Origin of the sequence: Bacillus sp. TH13 (genome assembly GCF_016651175.1) — a bacterium.
Classification (GTDB): Bacteria; Bacillota; Bacilli; order Bacillales; family Bacillaceae_G; genus Bacillus_A; species Bacillus_A thuringiensis_S.
Window position 1 is genome coordinate 4,073,337 of sequence record NZ_JAEKEJ010000025.1, and the last position, 20,085, is coordinate 4,093,421.

Consider the following 20,085-nt stretch of genomic DNA (forward strand, 5'->3'; position numbering starts at 1 on the left):
ATGAACTATCGTGTTTGTAGGAACAATGTATAGTATGCTTTTTTAAACTTGTTCGCGTACGAAGGATAAGCCCGTTTTTTGGAGGCTTGTTGATTTTGTAAAGAATGAAGTATAATCTTTGTACTATGATATAAATAAGTATGTAAATGTAAGGAGAATTTATGAATAAAAAAATTGAAGTATTAATTGATAAATATGAACTAACACACTTGAAAGAGGAACTTATTAATACTATATTTCCTTGTATAAAAGTTGTGCCAAAGCAGCAGGAAACTGTTGCGATAGGTAGTTCGAAAATGGGGGGATTTCCTGATTTACCAGCTTCATTTGAATATCCAAAGCATAAAGGAAATCCACTACAATTTATCGCACAATTTAACTTAAGTGATTTACAAAATGTTGGTATGGATCACAATCTTCCTAAAACGGGGATGCTGTATTTCTTTTGCATTGAAAATTATTTTGAAGAAAATGTGAACCTAACAGAAGCTGGGCATGTACTTTATTATGATATTCCTGTAGAGCAATTACGAAGAGAAAATGAAATACAAGCGAAATATAACCAGTGTGCAATTACTTTTGAACTGACATACAAATTACCAGAACTTTTCATTGAAGATGAGGCTGATTCAGATCGTTTCTTGCAATTACTTGAAGAGCTAATTCCGGATAACTACGATAACCATCAAATGTTTGGTGAGCCATTCTCTGTACAAGAAGAAGTGTTATATGAGACAGGAGAATATATGGGAGTAGACCCGCAGCAAATGACCCTTTTATTCCAAATTGATTCAGATCATAAAAATTGTAATATGGTTTGGGGAGAACTAGGAATGCTATATTTCTGCATTAGTAATGAAGATTTGAAAAATCGACGTTTTGAAAATACATGCTGCGTATTACAAACTTGCTAATGAAAAAAGGTTGTTCTTTTAAAAAGAACAACCTTTTTATGTGAATTAGTTAATATGCATAATCTCATATGACCTATACGAAAAAGTATTGTATACTCTGAAACTATACGATACTTTTTCGTATAGTTATAGAATATAAGGAGTGACAAGATGGGAAAGACAAGTAAGTATGTGACAGCTGCCGCACTTTGTTCAACTATAGTAATGGGAGGCTTACAAGCGTCATCTGTATCTTATGCAGCTACAAATCCGACTACAGTGACAGCACAATCAGATGTAAAGTTATTAGATGATTTTAGAAAAGAATTAAAAAAACAGATTGATAATCGAGAAGAAAATATTACGATCACATATAAAACAAAAGATAGAAATGCTAGAAATATTATGGATCAATTGTATGGTGAGTTTAATAAAATTGTAGATGCTGATGAGTATGTAAAATATAATGTAGCGTCTACTAGATATTCTATTAAAGGAATGCCAGGGGACTATACGTTTACACTGCAAGTAAAATACCGTGAATCAAAAGAACAAACTCAATATGTAAAAGCTCAGGCGAAAGCAATTGTTGGATCAATTGTAAAACCAGGGATGGATGAGCATGAGAAAGTAAAAGCTATTCACGATTACGTTGTTAAGCATGTGTCTTATGATACGTCTTATCAAGCGTATACGGCATATGAAGCATTAGCGAATCGTTCTGCCGTTTGCCAAGGATATACATTATTAACGTATGAGTTGTTAAAAGAGGCAGGTATTCAAAATCATATTGTAACAGGCACAGGAAACGGACAAGCTCACGCGTGGAATTTAGTGAACATTGAAAACAAATGGTATCACCTAGATACTACATTTGATGATCCAGTACCAGATAAAGCAGGGCGTGTAACTTACTCATATTTTAACATGTCTGACGAACAGTTAAGTAAAGATCACGACTGGGATCGTAGTAAATATCCAGCAGCAACTACAAGTTATTTTGGTGAATTAACAAATAAAATAAAAGCTGGTAGCTCAAAAACTGTCGTATATGAGCAAATGTTAAAAGAAACAAATTTACAATACTTATCTGCAGAATACGGAGCAGAAAATTATAATGAATTTAAGAAAAAGTTACAGCAACAGTTTGCAGCCAAACCAGAAAAAGTAGAAGTACGATATAAGCAGTCCATGGATGGAACGATGCAAGATATAAAGAAAGTATTAAATGAAATAAATTGGCCAAAAGGTGCAAAGCGTGTGTCTTATCAAGTAGCACCATATAGTGCAATGGCCGGTTATTCATTAGCGACAATTACATTTACGTATTAAGTAATGAGAAAGAGCATCTATAAAAGATGCTCTTTTTATATTTGTTGATTATTTTAAAAAATTGGGAATTATGTGATAAAATAAAAAGGAGAAGATGTGAATGCTGAATGAATTTGTTCGAAAGTAATATATTTACATTGATATATACTTGTTTAGTAATCGGACGTATCGTTTTGTTTTTCATATCATTTACTTTGTTTATTAGAAGAGTATTACAAAGCAGCGCTGCAAAGAAACACTATGTAATTAATATGAACCAGAAGCTAGATCGAATTATTGAGTTGCTTGAAAAAGATAAGAAATAGCGATAGAAGAAGTATGAAAAGGGGAAAGAGAATGGCCAATTATATAAAAGAATTACGTGAAAAAGTAGGGCATGATTATGTTTTCTTAAATTTTGCCGGTGGTTGTGTATTTAATAAAGAGGGAGAAGTATTATTGCAAAAAAGAGGAGACTTTAACGCTTGGGGATTTCCAGGTGGCGCAATGGAGATAGGAGAATCGGCTGCGGAAACTGCGATTCGAGAAATAAAAGAAGAAACCGGGTATGATGTAGAAATAAATGAGCTTATTGGAGTGTATACAAAATATTTTCAATCATATCCAAATGGAGATAAGGCACAGTCAATTGTGATGTGTTTTTCATGCTCAATAGTTGGAGGCGACAAAAAAGTAGATGGTGATGAAACGTTAGATTTGAAGTTTTTCCCGTTAGACGACATGCCACCGTTATTTTGTAAACAACATGAAGATTGCTTGCAAGATTTATTGGAGAAAAGAGTAGGGGGATATCGCTAACATATAAAAAAGAAGCTAAAAGATTAGCTTCTTTTTTATGTTCTATTTCCACCAATCATCAAACATTGACGCTGGTACTTGTCTTTTATGCTCACTTACTGTGTAACGTTTTTCAATTTTCTCTGCAACGTCAGCTGGAACTGCTTTACCTTCTAAATAATCATCTAATTGATCATAAGTAATACCTAACTCTGTTTCATCAGCTTGACCTGGTTTTTCATCTAATAAATCAGCTGTTGGCATTTTTAAGTACAGTCGCTCGTCTGCACCTAACTCTTGTAATAATGCACGTCCTTGGCGCTTCGTTAATCCAGTTAATGGTAATAAATCTGCACCACCATCTCCGAATTTTGTAAAGAACCCTGTTACAGCTTCTGCAGCGTGATCTGTTCCGATAACAAGTAGCCCTTTTTGTCCACCAATTGCATATTGTGTAACCATACGGATACGAGCTTTTACGTTACCTTTATTGAAATCGGTTAATGATTCACCTAATAAGTTCTCGTATTGATTTGAAAAAGCATCAACGGTTGAAGCGATATCAAATGCAGTTGATTGATCAGCTTGAATAAATTGTAACGCTAATTGTGCGTCATCTTCATCCTTTTGTACTTTGTAAGGAAGACGTACAGCGATAAACGTTGCGTTACCACCTTCGTTACGAATTTCTTCAACTGCAAGCTGTGCTAAGCGTCCTGCTAATGTAGAGTCTTGGCCGCCACTAATCCCAAGTACAAATCCTTTTGCACCTGTTTTTTTTACATAATCTTTTAAGAAATCAACTCGTTTACGAATTTCAACTTTCGGATCAATTACAGGCTGAACATGTAATGCTTTCATAATCTGTTCTTGTAATGTCATTATATTTTCCTCCTATTCATATTAAAGCGGTAAAAAAATTTATGTATTATATTGGTACATACTTCTATCCTTTATTATTTCGCAAAACTAACGAATATACAATAGGATGTGTGTATGAATATGAATGTAGTCATTATAAATAAAGTACTACGTATAATCAATTTTTTTAAACCTTTCAAAACTGTAAGGTTTTTGTCATTTGAATCGATGGAAGGTATTTCCGCACTTTACTAATATAAAAACATAGTTAGTAGAAAGAAGGGCGGAGAAGTAATATGAACATTAGAGAACTCGCATATCGGAATGTAACGCGAAATAGACGGACATACTCAGCCTATTTTTTAAGTAGTGCATTTGCAATTATGGCCTTTTTTGTGTATTCATTTTTTGCGTTTCATCCAGCATTAAGTGCAGGAGAATTAGGTCAGTACGTATTCGTAAGTATGTCTTTTGCACAGTCTATTATTTACTTATTTACATTCTTCTTTATTTTATATTCGATGGGAATGTTTTTAAAAACGAGAAAGCGTGAGCTAGGAATTTTAATGATGCTAGGTATGACGAAATATCAATTAAAGCGTCTTATCTTTTTTGAAAATATTATGATTGGAATAGGGGCAATTATTTTTGGTATTCTTTCAGGTATGTTATTTTCAGGGGTATTACTATTTGTTGCCCCGATGATATTAAAACTAGATATCTCCTTATCCTATTACATACCGATGAAAGCAATTGTTGTAACGAGTATTATGTTTTTTATATTATTTATGATCATATCATTGTTTAGTGCAGGAATGATCCGTAAAAATAAAATTATGAAGTTGTTTAGAGGATCAGCAGAGGCAAAACCGGAACCGAAAGCATCAATCATTTCTTCAATATTAGCAGTAGTATTGCTTAGTGTTGGCTATATAGGAGCTCTTCTATCGCATGGCGCAATGGTATTTATTATGATGATTCCTGTTACAACGGTAGTTACTATTGGGACGTATTTGTTGTACAAGCAGCTGAGTGTCTTTATTATTCGATTATGTAAAAAAAGTAAACGTTTCTATTGGACACAGACTAATATTATTACGTTATCAGATTTAGCGTATCGCATGAGAGATAACGCAAGAATGTTCTTTATTGTAACCATTATTTCTACTGTAGCATTTTCAGCAATAGGGACATTAGTTGGCTTCGCATCCATGACGAAAGGGATAATGGAGAGACCAATTGCGTTTCATTACCATTCTAAGCAAGGGAATAGTAACGAATCACAACATATACAAATGATTGACAAAGGATTAAAGAAACATAATATAGCAGCTTCAAAAACTAATATTTCGACAAAGAAAACGGAGGAACAGTCGTTAAGAAGCGCCACTTTTATAAAAGAATCAGACTATAAGGAATATGCAAAGTTAACAGGAGAACCATTTAATACTGTAGCAAATAAAGAGGTTGTATTTTTGTCAGCTAATATACCAGGGCCAGCGATGAAAGAAAGAAAAGAAATTACTTTACCCAATATGAATGAAAATTTAAAGGTGAAAAAAGTTACTTCATCTTCATTGGGGAAAATATTAAGAGGAAATGTTTATGTAATCTCTAATAATCAATATGATTCATTACAAGATGGATTTATAGAGACAAAAGATTATATGTATAAAACTGAAAGAACGAAAGATGAGATTGAAATTGGTAAAGAGCTTACGCATCAAATTAAACCGTATCAAGAACACTCAACGTTTAGTGCGGAAGAGTACGAGCAAAACCAAAGTTTACAAATTGCAGGACCGATTTTATTTGTAGGTTTCTTTATTGGTATAGTATTTTTCGTTTGCGCAGGAAGTTTCCTTTACTTCCGTTTATTCTCCGATTTGGAGGATGATGTTCGCTTGTTCGAAATGATTCGAAAAGTTGGATTGACGAGTGGGGAATTATCGAAGGTAGTTACAATTCGATTGGCGCTTTTATTCTTCGTTCCAATTGGTGTTGCAACATTACATGGGGCAGTAGCCCTAACGGCGTTAGGGCAAATGTTTGAGTACTCATTGTTTAAAGAAAATACAGTTGTATTAAGTATTTTCATAGGTATCCAAGTTGTATACTTCTTACTTATAAGATCTCGTTATGTAAAACAATTGAAAGAGAGATTACGTATGCATTAAATGTGTTTTTTTAACTCGAGTACAAAATTTTCTAAAAAGAGGCAAGTATTGTCAAAAAGTGATAAAATGGAAAAAGCGAGGTGGAAAAATTAATAGAGAGTAAGGGGGGAGAAATATGAAAGCAACAGGAGTTATTCGAAAAGTAGACGAATTAGGACGAATTGTTATCCCGAAAGAATTACGCGATGTATTGGGAATACAAATCAAATCACCGCTTGAAATTTTTGTAGAAGCAGATAAAATCATTTTACAAAAATATCAACCTTACAATGCTTGCCAAATCACAGGTGATGTTTCAGAACAGAACATATCATTAGCAAATGGAAATATTACTGTTGGGATAGAGGGAGCGGAATATTTAGTAAAAGAAATAGAAAAGTTTTTAAACAAGAGTGAGGTTTAGTCTTAATTTATATTATTTTTCAAATTACATATCATTCTTTTAAAAGACTGTAAGAGGACCATTAATTGGTCCTCTTATTTTGGTTATTAGTTGAACGACACGGGCTGTTACTTCCTACAAATCATAGGGGAAATAAAAAAGTAGTATAGAGTTAGTTAATGATGTTGAGAAATATTTGAAAAGAAGGAAAACAAAAAGAATAAAACGAATATTACATTTACACGTATTCAAAAGTGGTCTGAAATGAAAATAATACATTTTCAGGAGGGATTACGATGAGTAGTACAGTGAATAAACAAAAAGGTATACAATTGATTCCGTTTACCGTAAATAAGGTGGTAGAACAAGTAAATGAAATTCCACCAGGTGTACAACTGATTCACGCTCCACAAGTATGGGAAAAGAGTGTGAAGGGGCAAGATGTAGTCGTTGCCGTATTAGATACAGGGTGTGATACCAATCATATAGATTTAAAGGATCGTATTATCGGCGGAAGAAATTTCACAAAAGATTATGAAGCTGATCCAAATGTGTATCTTGATAATAACGGACATGGTACTCATGTAGCGGGGACGATTGCCGCGACTGAAAATGGTGTCGGTGTATTAGGAGTTGCACCACTTGCTAAAATGTTAGTATTAAAAGTTTTAGCGGGAGATGGTTCTGGAAGTTATGAGCAAATTATTGAGGCAATTCATTATGCTGTAAATTGGAGAGGGCCGAATCAAGAGAAAGTGAGAATTATTTCAATGTCACTTGGTGGTCCGCAAGATGTTCCAGAATTACATGAAGCAATTCAAAATGCGGTAAATCAGGATGTTCTCGTTGTATGTGCTGCTGGAAATAATGGAGATTGCGATGATGAAACAGAGGAATTAGATTTCCCAGGTGCTTATTCTGAGGTAATTGAAGTTGGTGCTGTTAATTTAGAGCGGAAGATTACATGTTTTAGTAATTCAAATCAAGAAATTGATCTAGTAGCGCCAGGTGATGAAATATTATCTACGTATCCAGATGGAAAATATGCTGTGTTAAGTGGAACTTCCATGGCGACGCCGCACGTTGCTGGAGCGCTCGCCTTGCTCATTAAACAGTGTGAGAAAGAATACGGTCGAAAGTTATCGGAGCCGGAAATATATGCACAACTCATTAAAAGAACTGTACCTTTAGGGTACGAACGTACATCTGAAGGAAATGGATTAATAGATTTATTAAAAGAATAGCCATATTAAAAAACATCTCATATTCATATGAGATGTTTTTTAATATGGCTTTGTCGCATGTAATACAACTTGTAACAAACCTGGGAATCTAGCATTTAAATCTTCTTCACGAATTGAAATGAAACGTTGTGTTCCTTCAAGGCGCGTGTACATAACACCTGACTCACGTAAAACTTTGAAATGGTGAGATAAAGTTGATTTCGCAATAGGAATGTTTAAAGCGCCACAAGATTGTTCGTTTTTCTCTAGTAACATATTTACAATTTGTAAACGAATTTGATCGCTAAGTGCATATAAGACAGAAGAAAATTGAATTTCTTCTCGATTTGGATGATAGAGTGTACGCATATTTCACCTGCTTGTATAAGTTGAGATATTTGCACTATAACATATAAAGTGGTATATTTCTATTGTTCGAATATATTCGAACAATAGAAATATAGAGGGAGAAAAAATGAAGTATACAAAATTGCAAAAGGCAGGATTAAATATTTCAAAGTTGGGTTTAGGTACAAATGCAGTAGGGGGACATAATTTATATGCTGATGTGAATGAAGAAGAAGGAAAGCAATTAGTAGAAGAAGCTATTCAGCAAGGGATTACATTTTTTGATACAGCAGATTCATATGGTGTCGGTAGATCTGAGGAATTGGTAGGAGAAGTATTAAAGGGAAAACGCCATAAGCTTATACTTGCTACAAAAGGTGGAATTCAACCGTTATTAAATGGAGAAACTTATATTAACAATGAACCAAGTTATTTAAGAAATGCTGTGGAGAATAGCTTAAGAAGGTTACAGACTGACTATATTGATTTATATTATTTACATTTTACAAATCCTGAAACAAGTTACATAGATTCAATCGGAGAGCTTACTCGTTTAAAAGAAGAAGGGAAAATTCGTTCAATTGGAATATCGAACGTAAACATAGAACAATTAAAAGAAGCGAACCAACATGGTCATATAGATGTTGTACAATCTCCGTACAATATGTTAGAACGTACGGCTGAGGAAGAACTGTTGCCGTATTGTATAGAAGCGGGTATTTCATTTATTCCATATGGGCCTCTTGCTTTTGGAATATTAGGTGGAAAATATAGAGAAGATTTTAAATTGAACGAAGTCGATTGGCGCCAAAATGTAAATCTATTTGAAGAAAATACATATAAGAGTAATTTTAAGAAAGTGGAAAAGTTAAAAGGGATAGCTAAAGAAAATGATATTGAAGTGTCTCATTTAGCGTTAGCATGGTTATTAAATAAAGAAGGAATTGATACAGTTATACCTGGTGGAAAGCGGGCAGAGCAAATAAGAGAAAGTGTGAAAGTGGTAGACGTTTCATTGAATAAAAGAGTCATGAAAGAAATCCAATCTATTTTAGAAGATTAGTGAAACAGAGGGATAGTACCCTCTGTTTATATAAGGAGAAGGTCTAAATGAACAGAGTACTAGCTGTATTTTTCACGATAATGTTTATGATCGGTACAGATACTTTCTTAATTTCACCACTGTTGCCGACATTACAACAGGTGTATCATGTTTCAACTGAGTTGTCAGGATGGATGGTAAGTTCGTATGCTTTAGGGTATGCTGGATTTGCGCTTATCGCTGGTCCTATATCAGATGGATTAAACAGAAAAAAAGTGATGGTACTAGGTATGAGTTTTTTTGCAATAAGTACGTTTTTGTGTGGAATTGCACCGAGTTTTTTATGGATGCTAACATTTAGATTTTTAGCAGGTGTAAGTGCAGCTTTTGTATCTCCACAAGTGTGGGCATCCATTCCGCTCCTTATAGAGAAAAAGCAAATTGTGAAAGCAATTGGGGTTGCAACAGCAGGGTTATCAATCTCTCAAATTTTAGGGCTGCCAATGGGAGCTTATTTAGCAACGATACATTATACGATGCCATTCTACTTCATTGGTATATTATCAGCACTACTTGTCATTCTTATTTATGTTGTATTACCAGAAATACAACCGGTTTATATAAGTGGAAATAAAAAATCTATCTTAAAGCGTTATAAACAATTACTTACAGATTCAAAGGTTTCACTTTCCTATTTTGCCTACTTTGTTTTTCAAACCGGAAATTTTGCTGCATTTTCATTCTTTGGTGTATGGCTTTCCGTTCAATTTGGGTTACAGGTTCATGAAGTAGGTACGGCTATGCTTGTACTAGGATTAGGAAATTTAGCTGGTAATATTTTTGGCCCTAGACTCGTAAATAAAATTGGTTACAATTTTTCTTTCTATGGTGGAATTGTATTTACAGCAGTGTTATATGTAATACTCCCTTATTTAAAGAGTATTATATTTGTTGAATTATTTTCTTTGTTTTATTTTTTGTGACAGGAATTTTGTTTGTATTAATGATGGGACACTTACAAAACATGTCTACTATAGCAAGAGGAACAGGTGCTGCTCTTGCAAATGCCGCGATGTACATTGGCCAAATGATTGGTGCGGCAATAGCAGGAATGTTATTTGCAACATCTCACAATTTTATACTAGTAGGTAGCTTTACTGCGTTATTATATGTTGTAGCTTTATTTCTGTTTAGAAACAGTGAAAACATTAGTAAAGATAATGAAAAAGGAATTGCATCATAAAGTTTTAGTAAATCAAAAAGTACTTTTTTTGGTTAAGTCTAAAAGGTACTTTTCTTTTTGATTGCATAGTTGCAGCATTTTCATTATGTATACCTGCATCTTTAATAATTCTTTGTTCAGCTATATTATTGAAAAGGAATTGTAATAAAATTATGGAAAAATAAAAAATCCCTATGGTTATAGGGATTTATATATCGGCATATAGCTCCTCGGAAAAGGATATACCTAGTTTAACATATAGAAGTACTTATATTTGTGAAATAGATGTGAAAGTAATGTGAAAAATATTGTAATAAAAAGCACTGTTTTAGCTAATGTAGCTAAAACAGTGCTTTTCTCTTTGATTGAACAGTTGCAGCATTTTCATCATGTATACCTGCATCTTTAATAATTCGTTGTTTTGCTTTATTTAATAGATGGTTTACTGCTTCACCAAAATAGTTAGCTTCGCTTTTTGTGCGGGCTTCTCGTAAACATTTATAGTTTTCTAGCAGTTCCTCTTTTTCGGAGTTTGTTAAGAAATCTTCTATTTTCTTTTTTGTCATACGAAACACCCTTTCTCCTGACAAACGACGCAATAGAAAATATTTATTTCTCATTATAACAATAATTTTAAAAGAAAGTATACACTAACGTCGCAATAATTTGTCAATTTCTTGAATCTTCTCATCAGCTTTCCCAATTTGCGTATTTTTAGCCTGTTCGCCACCAAGAGCTTGATGTAGTAAGAAAGTTTGACCGGAAATAGCAGTTACAATGGATACTTTTATAATTTCTTTTATTGCGGTGACATCGAATAAAACGAGTCCGAGAAGTGCGGCTAGGCCCCCGGTAAAAATATCAGTTAAAAATCCAAAATGAAAAAATGTTTTCAAACGGCGTGGAAGCAATAACTTACCTTGGTTATTGATTAGATGGGAAACGAAGCCAGTAATGCCACCAACGAGAACAGCGGTTAGCCATTGATACATTTCCATCGAATCCACTCCTTTTAGTGAATAAGATTCGATTATTTTATATTGATTCCTTTTAATATTTCATATAAGCATATTGAGAAAGTTTGTTTGGGTATATTTTGTATTCAATTTAATTATAACAGAAAATTTCGATAGATTTTAGTCTATTATATGAATCATTTTTACAATAATATGAATGCAGAAAGGGGTGCGTGATATGAATATAGATTATCGAATAAGAAGTGTAGATGGTTATACAAAAAAAATAGGGGAATTAGTAAGCATGCTTGAGCATACGAGAGCTGTAACATTAGGCGAAGTAAGAAATTTATCAGTTGAGCAATTAGATTTAATTATGCAGAGTAGCGGAAATTCAATTGGTGCCTTATTAAAACATATAGCAGCTATTGAAAAAGTTCATCAGCTTATTTCATTTCAAGATCGTGACTTTACAAAAGAAGAATTAGAAATATGGGAAGATGCACTGTATTTAGGGGAAGGGGGTAGAGCGATCCGTGGTCATGAAATACAGTATTATGTACAACTTCTACAAAGTGTTCGAGAAGAATCTCTGAAGTATTTAAGTGAACAAGGTGATGAGTGGCTCATGTCAGAAAGAAAGTGGCCTAACGATGTAGCATATAACCAGCACTATCTTTGGTTTCATGTGCTAGAAGATGAAATTAGTCACCGAGGACAAATTAGAATGCTTAAAAACAAGTTATTTGAAAATTATGTTAAATAATGTGGATTTTTATAGGAGAATTCCATATAATGAGAGTAATTAAAATAAGAACGGGGTGATGTATTATGGCGAAAATAACTTATATGAATAATAAACCAAATACAAAGGTGGATGGAAAGGGCGAAACGATATAAGTGAGCGCACTATCCTTCCACTTAGATTAAACTAGGGAGGATATCAATTTGAATCAAAATATTTTAGAATCGTATGGCTGGGATTCTTTTTTTGAGGAACAAGCTGTAGAGAAATTTGAAGTAGGTCGTATTTTACTTGAGCATAAGCATATATATCGCATTATTTGTAACGATGGTGAATATATGGCAGAACTGTCTGGGAAGTTTCGGCATGAAGCAGTAACGAAAGGCGATTATCCAGCAGTTGGTGATTGGGTGTATATAAAAAAAATAGAGAATGAAAAGAAAGCTATCATTCATCGTATTTTTCCGAGAAGAAGCTCTTTTTCTAGACAAGAGGCTGGTACTCGAACGGAAGAACAAGTAATAGCAGCAAATGTAGATTATCTATTTTTAGTGAACGCACTTAATCATGATTTTAATGTTAGAAGGATGGAGCGTTATTTATTATTAGCGTATGAAAGCGGCGCTATGCCAGTTATTGTTTTAACAAAGAGTAGTATATGTAATGATGTGGAACAGAAAATTGTAGAAACGGAAGCTATAGCAATTGGTGTTCCTATTTTCGTTGTTGATAGTTTAGAGCATACAGGTATTGAATCGTTGCAGCAATTTGTTTCTTCAGGGAAAACAATTGCTTTAGTTGGGTCATCAGGGGTAGGAAAGTCAACTTTGTTAAATGCGCTAATAGGAATTGATGTAGCAAAAACGGGAGATATACGTGAAGAGGATAGTAGGGGGAGGCATACGACAACGCATCGAGAGTTATTCCAATTGCCTAGTGGCGCTCTCGTGATTGATACGCCTGGCATGAGGGAATTGCAACTTTGGGAAGGAAGCGAAGCGATTCAAACAACATTCTCTGATATTGAAGAACTTGCGACAACATGCCGTTTCCGTGATTGTAAGCATGAGAATGAACCAGGATGCGCGGTGTATAGTGCAATTGATAACGGACTTATTACTATAGATCGTTTGAAAAGCTATAAAAAATTACAAAGAGAATTAGCGTATTTTATGAGGAAACAAGATGCAATCCTTGCCAGAGCAGAGCGTGATAAGTGGAAAAAGCTTTCTAAACAACATAAAAAAATGTAAAAACCAAAGGGTGCCCCTTTGGTTTTTTCTATTTGTAAATTTTATAATAATATTATTTATATATATAGACAAAGGGAAATTAATTGTTTAAACTTTACAAAGTATTCATCATAATAGGTTATGAAAATAATAATTAGGGATTGGGAAATATTCATAATTAACTCAATTTAACTTTTAAATTTGAAAATTAGGAGGTTCATAATGGGTAAACTATTAAATTTGTTTCGTGATATGAAAGTAGCAAAAAAGCTATTAATTTCATTCTTTGTAATTTTAATTGCGGCTGTGTCTATTATCGGAGGCATGTCTTATCAAACAGCCAAAAAGAATTTTGAATCACAAATTAAGAGTAGTGCTAACGATAATATAAAAATACTGGATAATTTAATCAATCAAATGATTGATGCGAAATTTAATGATGTGAATAATTTTGCACGGGTGATTCAGGGGAATATGTATCAAGGAGATAATCAGGATGAATTAAGAAAAATGTTATCTCAATATATAAATTTAAATAAAGATATTGAACAAGTATATGTTGCCGGAAATGATAAAAAATTTGTACAAGAACCAAATATACAAATGGCAGCAGACTATGATCCAACAGAGCGTTCTTGGTATAAAGATGCAGTTGCAAAACAAGGTGGTATTGTTGTTACTGAGCCATATAAGGCAAAAGGAAATGGACATATTGTCGTAACAATCGCAAAACAAACAGAAGATAAAAATGGGGTTGTTGCGCTAGATTTAAGTTTAGATAATTTATTAAAAACATCAAAGTTAATTAATATTGGTAAAAAAGGATATGCCTTCATTTTAGATGGAAAGAAAAAAATAATTGCTCATCCACAAGAAAAGTCAGGGGAAAAAGCGGCTGATTCTTGGGCAAAGAAAATTTATGAAGATAATCACGGTGCTTTTTCATATTCTTATGGCGGTAGTGAAAAGAATATGGTATTTGCTACAAATGTAAAAACAGGTTGGAAAATTGGTGGGACTATGTACTCAAGTGAAGTAATTGAAGCTGCTCAACCTGTATTTTATAATATGTTAATTGTTATGCTTATCTCATTAGTAATAGGTGGAGCACTTATTTATTTTGTAACACTTTCAATTACGAAGCCTTTAAAGAGATTAGTTGTTACCTCTAAAGAAATAAGTGAAGGGGATTTAACGCAAACAATTGAAATTCATTCTAATGATGAAATCGGCCAACTTGCTAAAGGCTTTAATGAGATGACGAATTCGTTACGGACGTTAATCGGAAGAATTAACGATTCAGCTGGGCATGTTGCAGCGGCATCAGAAGAGCTAACTGCAAGTGTAAGGCAAGCAAGTGAAGCGACTGAGCAAATCACAATCGCAATGGATGAAATATCAAGTGGGGCAACGACGCAAACAACAAGCGTAGAAAATGGCGCTATGTTACTGTTTGATGTAACGGAAGGAATTCAGCATGTAGCAAATAGTTCATCATCTATTAATACGGCTTCTGCACATACTCGTGAAAAAGCAGAAGATGGTGGGAAACTAGTAGGAAGAACAGTAAACCAGATGCAGTCTATTGCAGAATCTGTGTCACAATCAGATGCAGTTATACAATTACTAAATAATAAATCAAAACAAATTGGTGATATTTTAGAAGTAATTCAAAATATTGCAGATCAAACAAACCTTCTAGCTCTAAATGCGGCGATTGAAGCTGCAAGAGCCGGTGAGCATGGAAGAGGTTTCGCGATTGTTGCAGATGAAGTGCGTAAATTGGCAGAGCAGTCTAGCGTATCTTCTAGTGAAATTAGTAAATTAATATGTGAAATACAAGATGATATGGGTAAGACAGTCAAATCTATGAATCATGTAAATGAGGAAGTTCAATCTGGACTTGTTATCGCAAATGAAACGAAGCAAAACTTTGCTGAAATTTTACAATCTACAAATGAAATAGCTAATCAAATTAAGACGATGGTTGAAACGGCTAATGGAATGTCAAAAGGGGCAAATGAAGTATCTATTTCGGTAGGACAAATTGCAATGACAGCACAAAATAATGCAACAAGCACACAAAATGTTGCGGCTTCAGCTGAAGAACAGCTAGCTTCGATGGAGGAAATTGGATCCGCAGCGGGCACGTTATCTCAAATGGCTGAAGAGTTACAAGGACTAATTGATAGATTTAAAGTTTAACAGAGAACAGGCTGTCCCTAAAATAGCAGTATGTATTGGGGTAGTCTGTTTTATTATGTAAATTTAAATGTGGGATGTAGAGTCCTCTTATGACGTTTAAAATGGTATTTTGCATAATATTTGTCGAAAAATAGAGGTATTTGTTAGCTTTGTGTATAATTGTTAACCTATAGAATACAAATAAAAGGAGAGTATTATGGGAGTGTACTGGGGGACAAAAAGACATTCTTGGCTTAGTTACGTTTCATTTTGGCTAAGTATTTCATTTTTTATTGTTTTTCTAATTGAAGTGTTTATATTAAAAACACTTTCGAATAGCTCGGTGCAAATTGTTAAATATTTTTATTTTATACTTGTACCAGTAAATATTTTTCTTAGTTTAAAGTTACTATTTAAGAAGAATGAAAAGAAAGCGTTACCTATTTTTAGTTTCATTGTCTCATTATTATTCGCAATGTTAATAATCGTATTAGTTTTAGCAGCTATAGGGAAGTTCTTTTAAGGGGAGTGGTATAAGTCACTCTCCTTTTTTATTTGTGTTAGTCTTACTATATGTAAAAGTGTGAATGCTGTGAGCTAATAAAAGCAGACTGTAGACAATATTTGCATTGATTAAAGTCTGATGTTATTTGAACTTGTAAGAGGGTATGGAGTAATGAGGTAATATACATAATAATGGAGATAGAATTAGTTATTTTATAAGTATGTATGAAGCAAATGAATACGGTAAGAACGGTGATATATGGTACAATAGCTATGGATAGTGATAGAGATAAAGGGTATATAAAATACTCATCGTTTTTAGTAAGAGAGGGGTTATCTTATGCTATACGAGGATTTGGAGACATTATTTCAAACAGCTCCGAAAGAAGATAGAGGCGGATGGAAATATATAATCCAAGAACAAAATGATACATATAAAATTGTTGATGAAATTCTGAAAAATCAAATGAGTGTCGAATTGTATTTTAATGAATACGATGAGGTGAAAATCACTTTATATAAAGATGGAATTCCCATTACGACTATGCAAAGAATTGCGATTTCAAAAGTTGAATTAGACGAAGAGGAAGAGGGTATTCAATTTGTTTTAGAGCGCATGCCTAGTCGAATGATTCGGTTGCAATTAAAGCCGTATTTAGCATTAGAAATGGGGCCGTACTGGGAAGTATGTGATGATTGTGAATGAACATAAAAAAGCATCCAATAACATGGATGCTTTTTTATGTTTTTTGAAGTTGTTTAAATGCAATGATTGGAAGTATAACAATACTTACCCATCCGATGATAGGATATAGAATGTGAAGTAAGTCACTGTAACCGATGTAACTAAAGCAATAACTAATTAGTAAAATAAAGAAAATAATATTGTTATTTTTCCACCCAGTAATAGATTGCATCTGTTTTGTCATTCCGAACACATTACCAACTAAAGTTGTGAAAACTTCACCGAAAATAATGAGAACGAAGAAGAAGTGAAAAGTTGCATTAAATCTTCTTATGACTTCAGCCATTGGGATGTTATATTGATAAAATTGATCGACTGATAAGATTGCTAAATGGCTGCATAATAAAATTAAAGAAAGTCCAGCACCCCCTAAAATCCCACCCCAAAAAATGGCTTTTCGATCCTTAACTTCACTGGCTAATGGGACGAGAACACTTTGGGCGAGAGAAAGATTTAAGGCGACATATGTAATAGGGCTAGTAATCCATTTCATATTCCAACTCTCTGCAGGAATAGTGTTATTAATGGAAGGTGTACCGTGAAAAAAGGTTGTAATAGCAAGTCCGATAATAAAAATCATCATAATAGGTACGACAAGTGTATTTACTTCAAAAACACCTTGTAATCCGCGGCTACTTATAATGAGACAAGCGATAACTGTAATGAGAATACCGAGTTGTCTTGGTAAGCGAAGTTGCTCTTCAAATACTGCACCAGCCCCTGATAACATAACGCTCGTTACGCCGAATAAAACGAGTAATAATAATGTGTTTACAACATTCCCAAATACATCCCCAAATAAATATTTGTTAAATTCTTGCGCTGAAAATGCCCCAATTTGCGATGAAAGTAACATCATCTTTGTGCCGAGCCAAATAAAAAAAAATCCACTTACACATATGCCAATTGTCCCGTATAATCCATTCACTGTGAAAAATTCAACAATTTCTCGTCCAGTAGCAAATCCAGCTCCAACGACAGTTCCGATATAAGTAGCAGCTACTTTCTTTGCTACTTGCCATTGTTGATTGTCCATGTTATCCCTCTTTCTACTATGATGAGCTTGATGTACTATTATGCATATGTATGAGCTTGGACAATTAGACGTATGAAGTGTTTGAAAAAATACATGAATTAAATGATATTAGGGAAGTATTAAAGGTGTTAAAACTTTGTTACATATAAGCCGATTGTTCGAAAGGAAAGGAAATGTATGGTAAAATGTAATTAGGTTATTAAAAGATAAACATTACAAAATGATAAGAGGAGTGGGTTGTATGAGTACGAAAACAAATGTTGTTGAAGTATTAAACAAGCAGGTAGCAAACTGGAATGTGTTATATGTGAAACTACATAATTATCACTGGTATGTGACAGGGCCACACTTCTTTACATTACATGAGAAATTTGAAGAGTTTTATAATGAAGCTGGAACGTATATTGATGAGTTAGCAGAACGTATTTTAGCTTTAGAAGGTAAACCATTAGCGACAATGAAAGAATATCTCGCAACATCTAGTGTCAGCGAAGGGACAAGCAAAGAATCTGCAGAAGAAATGGTGCAAACATTAGTGAATGATTATTCTGCACTTATTCAAGAATTAAAAGAAGGTATGGAAGTTGCGGGCGAAGCTGGCGATGAAACATCAGCTGACATGTTGTTAGCAATTCATACAACATTAGAACAACATGTATGGATGCTAAGTGCATTCTTAAAATAACGATAAATATATAGAAACCCATTGAAAAATTATTTCAATGGGTTTTTTTATGATTTTTCAGTTTTCTTTTATGCTATAATATAGTAAAAAGGAGGCGATGCGATGTTTCGCTTTTTCAGAACTGGAAAAGAAGAGCGGGAAATTACGAAAGATGAATTAGAACAAGCGATGGCTCAGTTTTTAGAAACGAATGCTAATATTGTTTATACAGTATTAGTAAATGACGATTATACAGTGAATTATGATTTGTTAAAACCGTATTTACCTGCATTTCCAACAAATGATTTTCTCATAACGAAGGAAACGCTTGAGGTATTTGAACATACAGCAGAAAATTTAAACCTAGTGAAAGAAATTGATGTCGTACAAAAAGCAGTAGATCAATACGTAACAGAAAAAGAAATGTTCCCAATTGTTGAAGGTAGCGAAGATCGCCTCATATGCGGAATGAAACTAGGACCTTACTTAAATCGTAGCTTAAAAAGAGACTTATATATTTCAGAAAAACATTATTTAGTTTCAAGTAAACCAGATAGAAAAAAACAAAAGAGCGGGTAGATGTAATGAAAACAACAATACATATATTGTTGTCTTTTTTTGTTTGTTAAAATATTGATTTTTCAGTCTATTTTTATTTATACTAAATGCATTGGACAGGGAAGAGTAACTATTAAGCATCATTCTGAGAATAAGATATTGTTAGCGTGGGTTATACAAAGTGGTATAAAGATTCGCAAAAAAATATTATAAAAGGTTTCGGGGGAATTGGTACATGAAAAATAGTATGACTTACATTCAATTATTAAATGAAACGCTACGTTGTTATGCAAATAAAGGAAGTTTTGAAGCGTACAATTATATAATGGAAAATGCTACAGGTGTAATAGGGAATGAGGCGCAAATATATAATTTTAAGTATGCGCTCGCAGGTGCATCGGGACTTGAAAAAGAAGCATTACATTTAATGAGAGAGGCCATTATAGAAAAGGGATTCTGGTATGGAAATGAGTATTTAATTTCGGACGATGATTTAAAATCACTACATAAATTTGAAGAATTTCATACAATGGTTCAATTATGTAAAGAAAGAGAAGAATTAGCATATAAAACGGAAAGACCAGACGTGAAATATATATACAGCAAGAAAGAGGGAAATCTACTACTTACATTACATGGTGATCAAGAAAATATTCAAATAGTAGAGCCATATTGGAAATCAGTTTTGACACAAGATTACACGTTAGCTTTACCACAGTCTTCACAAATTCAGTTTTCAGATGGATTTGTTTGGGATGATCTAGAGAGAGGGAAAGGGGAATTAAAAGAGCATTACAATAAGTTTATAGAAAATCATACAGTAGAAAATGTAATAATTGGTGGTTTTTCTACAGGGGCAAGAGTAGCTTTATATACGATTTTACAAAAAGATATAGATGTAGATGGTTTTGTTTTTATGGCACCCTGGCTTCCCAAGATTGAAGAATGGGATGAGTTGTTGAGTGTGCTGCAGGATAAACAGATAAAAGGATATATAGTATGCGGGGATCAAGATGAAGATTGTTTCGAATCCGTGCAGCAATTTGTACAACTATTAAGAGATAAGAATATAGAACATAAGTATAAAGTTGTGCCTGACTTAGATCATAATTATCCTATTAACTTTGATGAGCTATTAAAAGAAGCTATTGAATATATAGGAAATGAAAACAATAAGTAGTAAGAAAAAGAGATGCATCATATG

Annotated in this window: 21 protein-coding genes and 2 pseudogenes; 18 read left to right on the plus strand and 5 right to left on the minus strand. The window is 33.5% G+C overall.

All coding sequences use genetic code 11. From position 1 onward, the window contains the following. Positions 1-161 precede the first annotated feature (161 nt). The 4 genes from JFU02_RS29410 to JFU02_RS29425 all read left to right on the plus strand — a co-directional run bounded on the left by JFU02_RS29410 (position 162) and on the right by JFU02_RS29425 (position 3,023). Positions 162-914, plus strand: coding sequence for a YwqG family protein (locus JFU02_RS29410; protein ID WP_001034831.1), 753 nt, complete (start codon positions 162-164; stop codon positions 912-914). Positions 915-1,064: 150 nt separating this feature from the next. Beyond that, entirely contained in the window at positions 1,065-2,225 is a 1,161-nt protein-coding gene (locus tag JFU02_RS29415; protein WP_000520850.1) for a transglutaminase domain-containing protein, read from the plus strand. A 107-nt stretch (positions 2,226-2,332) separates the two neighbouring features. Continuing rightward, on the plus strand, positions 2,333-2,530 hold the full coding sequence (locus JFU02_RS29420; RefSeq protein WP_001048108.1) for a DUF4083 domain-containing protein: 198 nt from the start codon (positions 2,333-2,335) through the stop codon (positions 2,528-2,530). A 31-nt stretch (positions 2,531-2,561) separates the two neighbouring features. Further along, positions 2,562-3,023, plus strand: coding sequence for an NUDIX hydrolase (locus JFU02_RS29425; RefSeq protein ID WP_151618350.1), 462 nt, complete (start codon positions 2,562-2,564; stop codon positions 3,021-3,023). Between the two features lie 42 nt (positions 3,024-3,065). Here the strand turns inward: JFU02_RS29425 and nadE are convergent, their stop codons facing one another. Continuing rightward, positions 3,066-3,884 carry an ammonia-dependent NAD(+) synthetase gene (nadE, locus tag JFU02_RS29430; protein WP_000174897.1) on the minus strand — a complete coding sequence of 273 codons (819 nt, stop codon included), beginning with the start codon at positions 3,882-3,884 and terminating at the stop codon, positions 3,066-3,068. Positions 3,885-4,159: 275 nt separating this feature from the next. Here nadE and JFU02_RS29435 point away from each other — a divergent pair, with 275 nt between their 5' ends. The 3 genes from JFU02_RS29435 (at position 4,160) to JFU02_RS29445 (ending at position 7,666) form a co-directional block, all read left to right on the plus strand. Continuing rightward, positions 4,160-6,040, plus strand: coding sequence for an ABC transporter permease (locus tag JFU02_RS29435; RefSeq protein ID WP_001026003.1), 1,881 nt, complete (start codon positions 4,160-4,162; stop codon positions 6,038-6,040). Positions 6,041-6,155: 115 nt separating this feature from the next. After that, positions 6,156-6,443, plus strand: coding sequence for an AbrB/MazE/SpoVT family DNA-binding domain-containing protein (locus tag JFU02_RS29440; protein WP_000648324.1), 288 nt, complete (start codon positions 6,156-6,158; stop codon positions 6,441-6,443). Between the two features lie 275 nt (positions 6,444-6,718). Next, entirely contained in the window at positions 6,719-7,666 is a 948-nt protein-coding gene (locus JFU02_RS29445; protein WP_000099758.1) for a serine protease, read from the plus strand. Between the two features lie 39 nt (positions 7,667-7,705). On the opposite strand, the gene JFU02_RS29450 is transcribed toward JFU02_RS29445, so the two are convergent. Continuing rightward, positions 7,706-8,014 carry an ArsR/SmtB family transcription factor gene (locus tag JFU02_RS29450; protein WP_061667464.1) on the minus strand — a complete coding sequence of 103 codons (309 nt, stop codon included), beginning with the start codon at positions 8,012-8,014 and terminating at the stop codon, positions 7,706-7,708. Between the two features lie 106 nt (positions 8,015-8,120). Here JFU02_RS29450 and JFU02_RS29455 point away from each other — a divergent pair, with 106 nt between their 5' ends. Beyond that, positions 8,121-9,056: an aldo/keto reductase gene (locus tag JFU02_RS29455; protein WP_000877947.1), complete on the plus strand. Its 936-nt coding sequence runs from the start codon at positions 8,121-8,123 to the stop codon at positions 9,054-9,056. Positions 9,057-9,103: 47 nt separating this feature from the next. Beyond that, positions 9,104-10,278: pseudogene (locus tag JFU02_RS29460) on the plus strand (MFS transporter). Between the two features lie 320 nt (positions 10,279-10,598). Here JFU02_RS29460 and JFU02_RS29465 read toward each other — a convergent pair. After that, the gene (locus tag JFU02_RS29465; protein WP_000162602.1) at positions 10,599-10,823 is read right to left on the minus strand and encodes a hypothetical protein; all 225 of its coding nucleotides are present in this window, start codon (positions 10,821-10,823) and stop codon (positions 10,599-10,601) included. Between the two features lie 84 nt (positions 10,824-10,907). Continuing rightward, positions 10,908-11,255 carry a DUF4257 domain-containing protein gene (locus JFU02_RS29470; protein WP_098838643.1) on the minus strand — a complete coding sequence of 116 codons (348 nt, stop codon included), beginning with the start codon at positions 11,253-11,255 and terminating at the stop codon, positions 10,908-10,910. 196 nt (positions 11,256-11,451) lie between these two features. Between JFU02_RS29470 and JFU02_RS29475 the strand changes: the two genes are divergently transcribed. From JFU02_RS29475 to JFU02_RS29495, 6 genes and pseudogenes are all read left to right on the plus strand, one after another. Next, on the plus strand, positions 11,452-11,979 hold the full coding sequence (locus tag JFU02_RS29475) for a DinB family protein (protein ID WP_001018104.1): 528 nt from the start codon (positions 11,452-11,454) through the stop codon (positions 11,977-11,979). 182 nt (positions 11,980-12,161) lie between these two features. Continuing rightward, on the plus strand, positions 12,162-13,211 hold the full coding sequence (rsgA, locus tag JFU02_RS29480) for a ribosome small subunit-dependent GTPase A (protein WP_061667467.1): 1,050 nt from the start codon (positions 12,162-12,164) through the stop codon (positions 13,209-13,211). Between the two features lie 303 nt (positions 13,212-13,514). Next, positions 13,515-14,453, plus strand: a pseudogene (locus tag JFU02_RS32840) (HAMP domain-containing protein); the annotation flags it as partial. Positions 14,454-14,576: 123 nt separating this feature from the next. Further along, on the plus strand, positions 14,577-15,395 hold the full coding sequence (locus JFU02_RS32845) for a methyl-accepting chemotaxis protein (protein ID WP_406741423.1): 819 nt from the start codon (positions 14,577-14,579) through the stop codon (positions 15,393-15,395). A 196-nt stretch (positions 15,396-15,591) separates the two neighbouring features. Next, a complete protein-coding gene (locus tag JFU02_RS29490; RefSeq protein ID WP_061667468.1) occupies positions 15,592-15,897 on the plus strand; it encodes a hypothetical protein in 306 nt (101 codons plus the stop codon). A gap of 321 nt (positions 15,898-16,218) precedes the next feature. Then, positions 16,219-16,584 (plus strand): DUF3979 family protein, encoded by a 366-nt coding sequence (locus JFU02_RS29495; protein ID WP_000965065.1) that lies wholly within the window; start codon positions 16,219-16,221, stop codon positions 16,582-16,584. A 34-nt stretch (positions 16,585-16,618) separates the two neighbouring features. Here JFU02_RS29495 and JFU02_RS29500 read toward each other — a convergent pair whose 3' ends face one another. Continuing rightward, positions 16,619-17,659, minus strand: a complete 1,041-nt coding sequence (locus JFU02_RS29500; protein ID WP_000370209.1) for a YkvI family membrane protein — start codon at positions 17,657-17,659, stop codon at positions 16,619-16,621. A 241-nt stretch (positions 17,660-17,900) separates the two neighbouring features. Here JFU02_RS29500 and JFU02_RS29505 point away from each other — a divergent pair, with 241 nt between their 5' ends. From JFU02_RS29505 to JFU02_RS29515, 3 genes are all read left to right on the plus strand, one after another. Next, complete coding sequence (locus JFU02_RS29505) at positions 17,901-18,344, plus strand: Dps family protein (RefSeq protein WP_000105199.1); 444 nt, start codon at positions 17,901-17,903, stop codon at positions 18,342-18,344. A 102-nt stretch (positions 18,345-18,446) separates the two neighbouring features. Then, a complete protein-coding gene (locus tag JFU02_RS29510; RefSeq protein ID WP_000488205.1) occupies positions 18,447-18,902 on the plus strand; it encodes a DUF3939 domain-containing protein in 456 nt (151 codons plus the stop codon). A 214-nt stretch (positions 18,903-19,116) separates the two neighbouring features. After that, positions 19,117-20,061 (plus strand): alpha/beta hydrolase, encoded by a 945-nt coding sequence (locus tag JFU02_RS29515; RefSeq protein WP_000798309.1) that lies wholly within the window; start codon positions 19,117-19,119, stop codon positions 20,059-20,061. Positions 20,062-20,085: the final 24 nt, after the last annotated feature.

Excerpts from the sequence above, each read along its gene's own strand:
- JFU02_RS29510 (WP_000488205.1), top strand. The coding sequence starts at position 18,447 with ATGTTTCGCTTTTTCAGAACTGGAAAAGAAGAGCGGGAAATTACGAAA.
- JFU02_RS29435 (WP_001026003.1), top strand. The coding sequence starts at position 4,160 with ATGAACATTAGAGAACTCGCATATCGGAATGTAACGCGAAATAGACGG.
- JFU02_RS32845 (WP_406741423.1), top strand. The coding sequence starts at position 14,577 with ATGGATGAAATATCAAGTGGGGCAACGACGCAAACAACAAGCGTAGAA.
- JFU02_RS29425 (WP_151618350.1), top strand. The coding sequence starts at position 2,562 with ATGGCCAATTATATAAAAGAATTACGTGAAAAAGTAGGGCATGATTAT.
- JFU02_RS29415 (WP_000520850.1), top strand. The coding sequence starts at position 1,065 with ATGGGAAAGACAAGTAAGTATGTGACAGCTGCCGCACTTTGTTCAACT.
- JFU02_RS29455 (WP_000877947.1), top strand. The coding sequence starts at position 8,121 with ATGAAGTATACAAAATTGCAAAAGGCAGGATTAAATATTTCAAAGTTG.
- JFU02_RS29490 (WP_061667468.1), top strand. The coding sequence starts at position 15,592 with ATGGGAGTGTACTGGGGGACAAAAAGACATTCTTGGCTTAGTTACGTT.
- JFU02_RS29420 (WP_001048108.1), top strand. The coding sequence starts at position 2,333 with ATGAATTTGTTCGAAAGTAATATATTTACATTGATATATACTTGTTTA.
- JFU02_RS29470 (WP_098838643.1), bottom strand. The coding sequence starts at position 11,255 with ATGGAAATGTATCAATGGCTAACCGCTGTTCTCGTTGGTGGCATTACT.
- JFU02_RS29440 (WP_000648324.1), top strand. The coding sequence starts at position 6,156 with ATGAAAGCAACAGGAGTTATTCGAAAAGTAGACGAATTAGGACGAATT.
- JFU02_RS29450 (WP_061667464.1), bottom strand. The coding sequence starts at position 8,014 with ATGCGTACACTCTATCATCCAAATCGAGAAGAAATTCAATTTTCTTCT.
- JFU02_RS29500 (WP_000370209.1), bottom strand. The coding sequence starts at position 17,659 with ATGGACAATCAACAATGGCAAGTAGCAAAGAAAGTAGCTGCTACTTAT.
- JFU02_RS29445 (WP_000099758.1), top strand. The coding sequence starts at position 6,719 with ATGAGTAGTACAGTGAATAAACAAAAAGGTATACAATTGATTCCGTTT.
- JFU02_RS29505 (WP_000105199.1), top strand. The coding sequence starts at position 17,901 with ATGAGTACGAAAACAAATGTTGTTGAAGTATTAAACAAGCAGGTAGCA.
- JFU02_RS29410 (WP_001034831.1), top strand. The coding sequence starts at position 162 with ATGAATAAAAAAATTGAAGTATTAATTGATAAATATGAACTAACACAC.
- nadE (WP_000174897.1), bottom strand. The coding sequence starts at position 3,884 with ATGACATTACAAGAACAGATTATGAAAGCATTACATGTTCAGCCTGTA.
- JFU02_RS29465 (WP_000162602.1), bottom strand. The coding sequence starts at position 10,823 with ATGACAAAAAAGAAAATAGAAGATTTCTTAACAAACTCCGAAAAAGAG.
- JFU02_RS29475 (WP_001018104.1), top strand. The coding sequence starts at position 11,452 with ATGAATATAGATTATCGAATAAGAAGTGTAGATGGTTATACAAAAAAA.
- JFU02_RS29495 (WP_000965065.1), top strand. The coding sequence starts at position 16,219 with ATGCTATACGAGGATTTGGAGACATTATTTCAAACAGCTCCGAAAGAA.
- JFU02_RS29515 (WP_000798309.1), top strand. The coding sequence starts at position 19,117 with ATGAAAAATAGTATGACTTACATTCAATTATTAAATGAAACGCTACGT.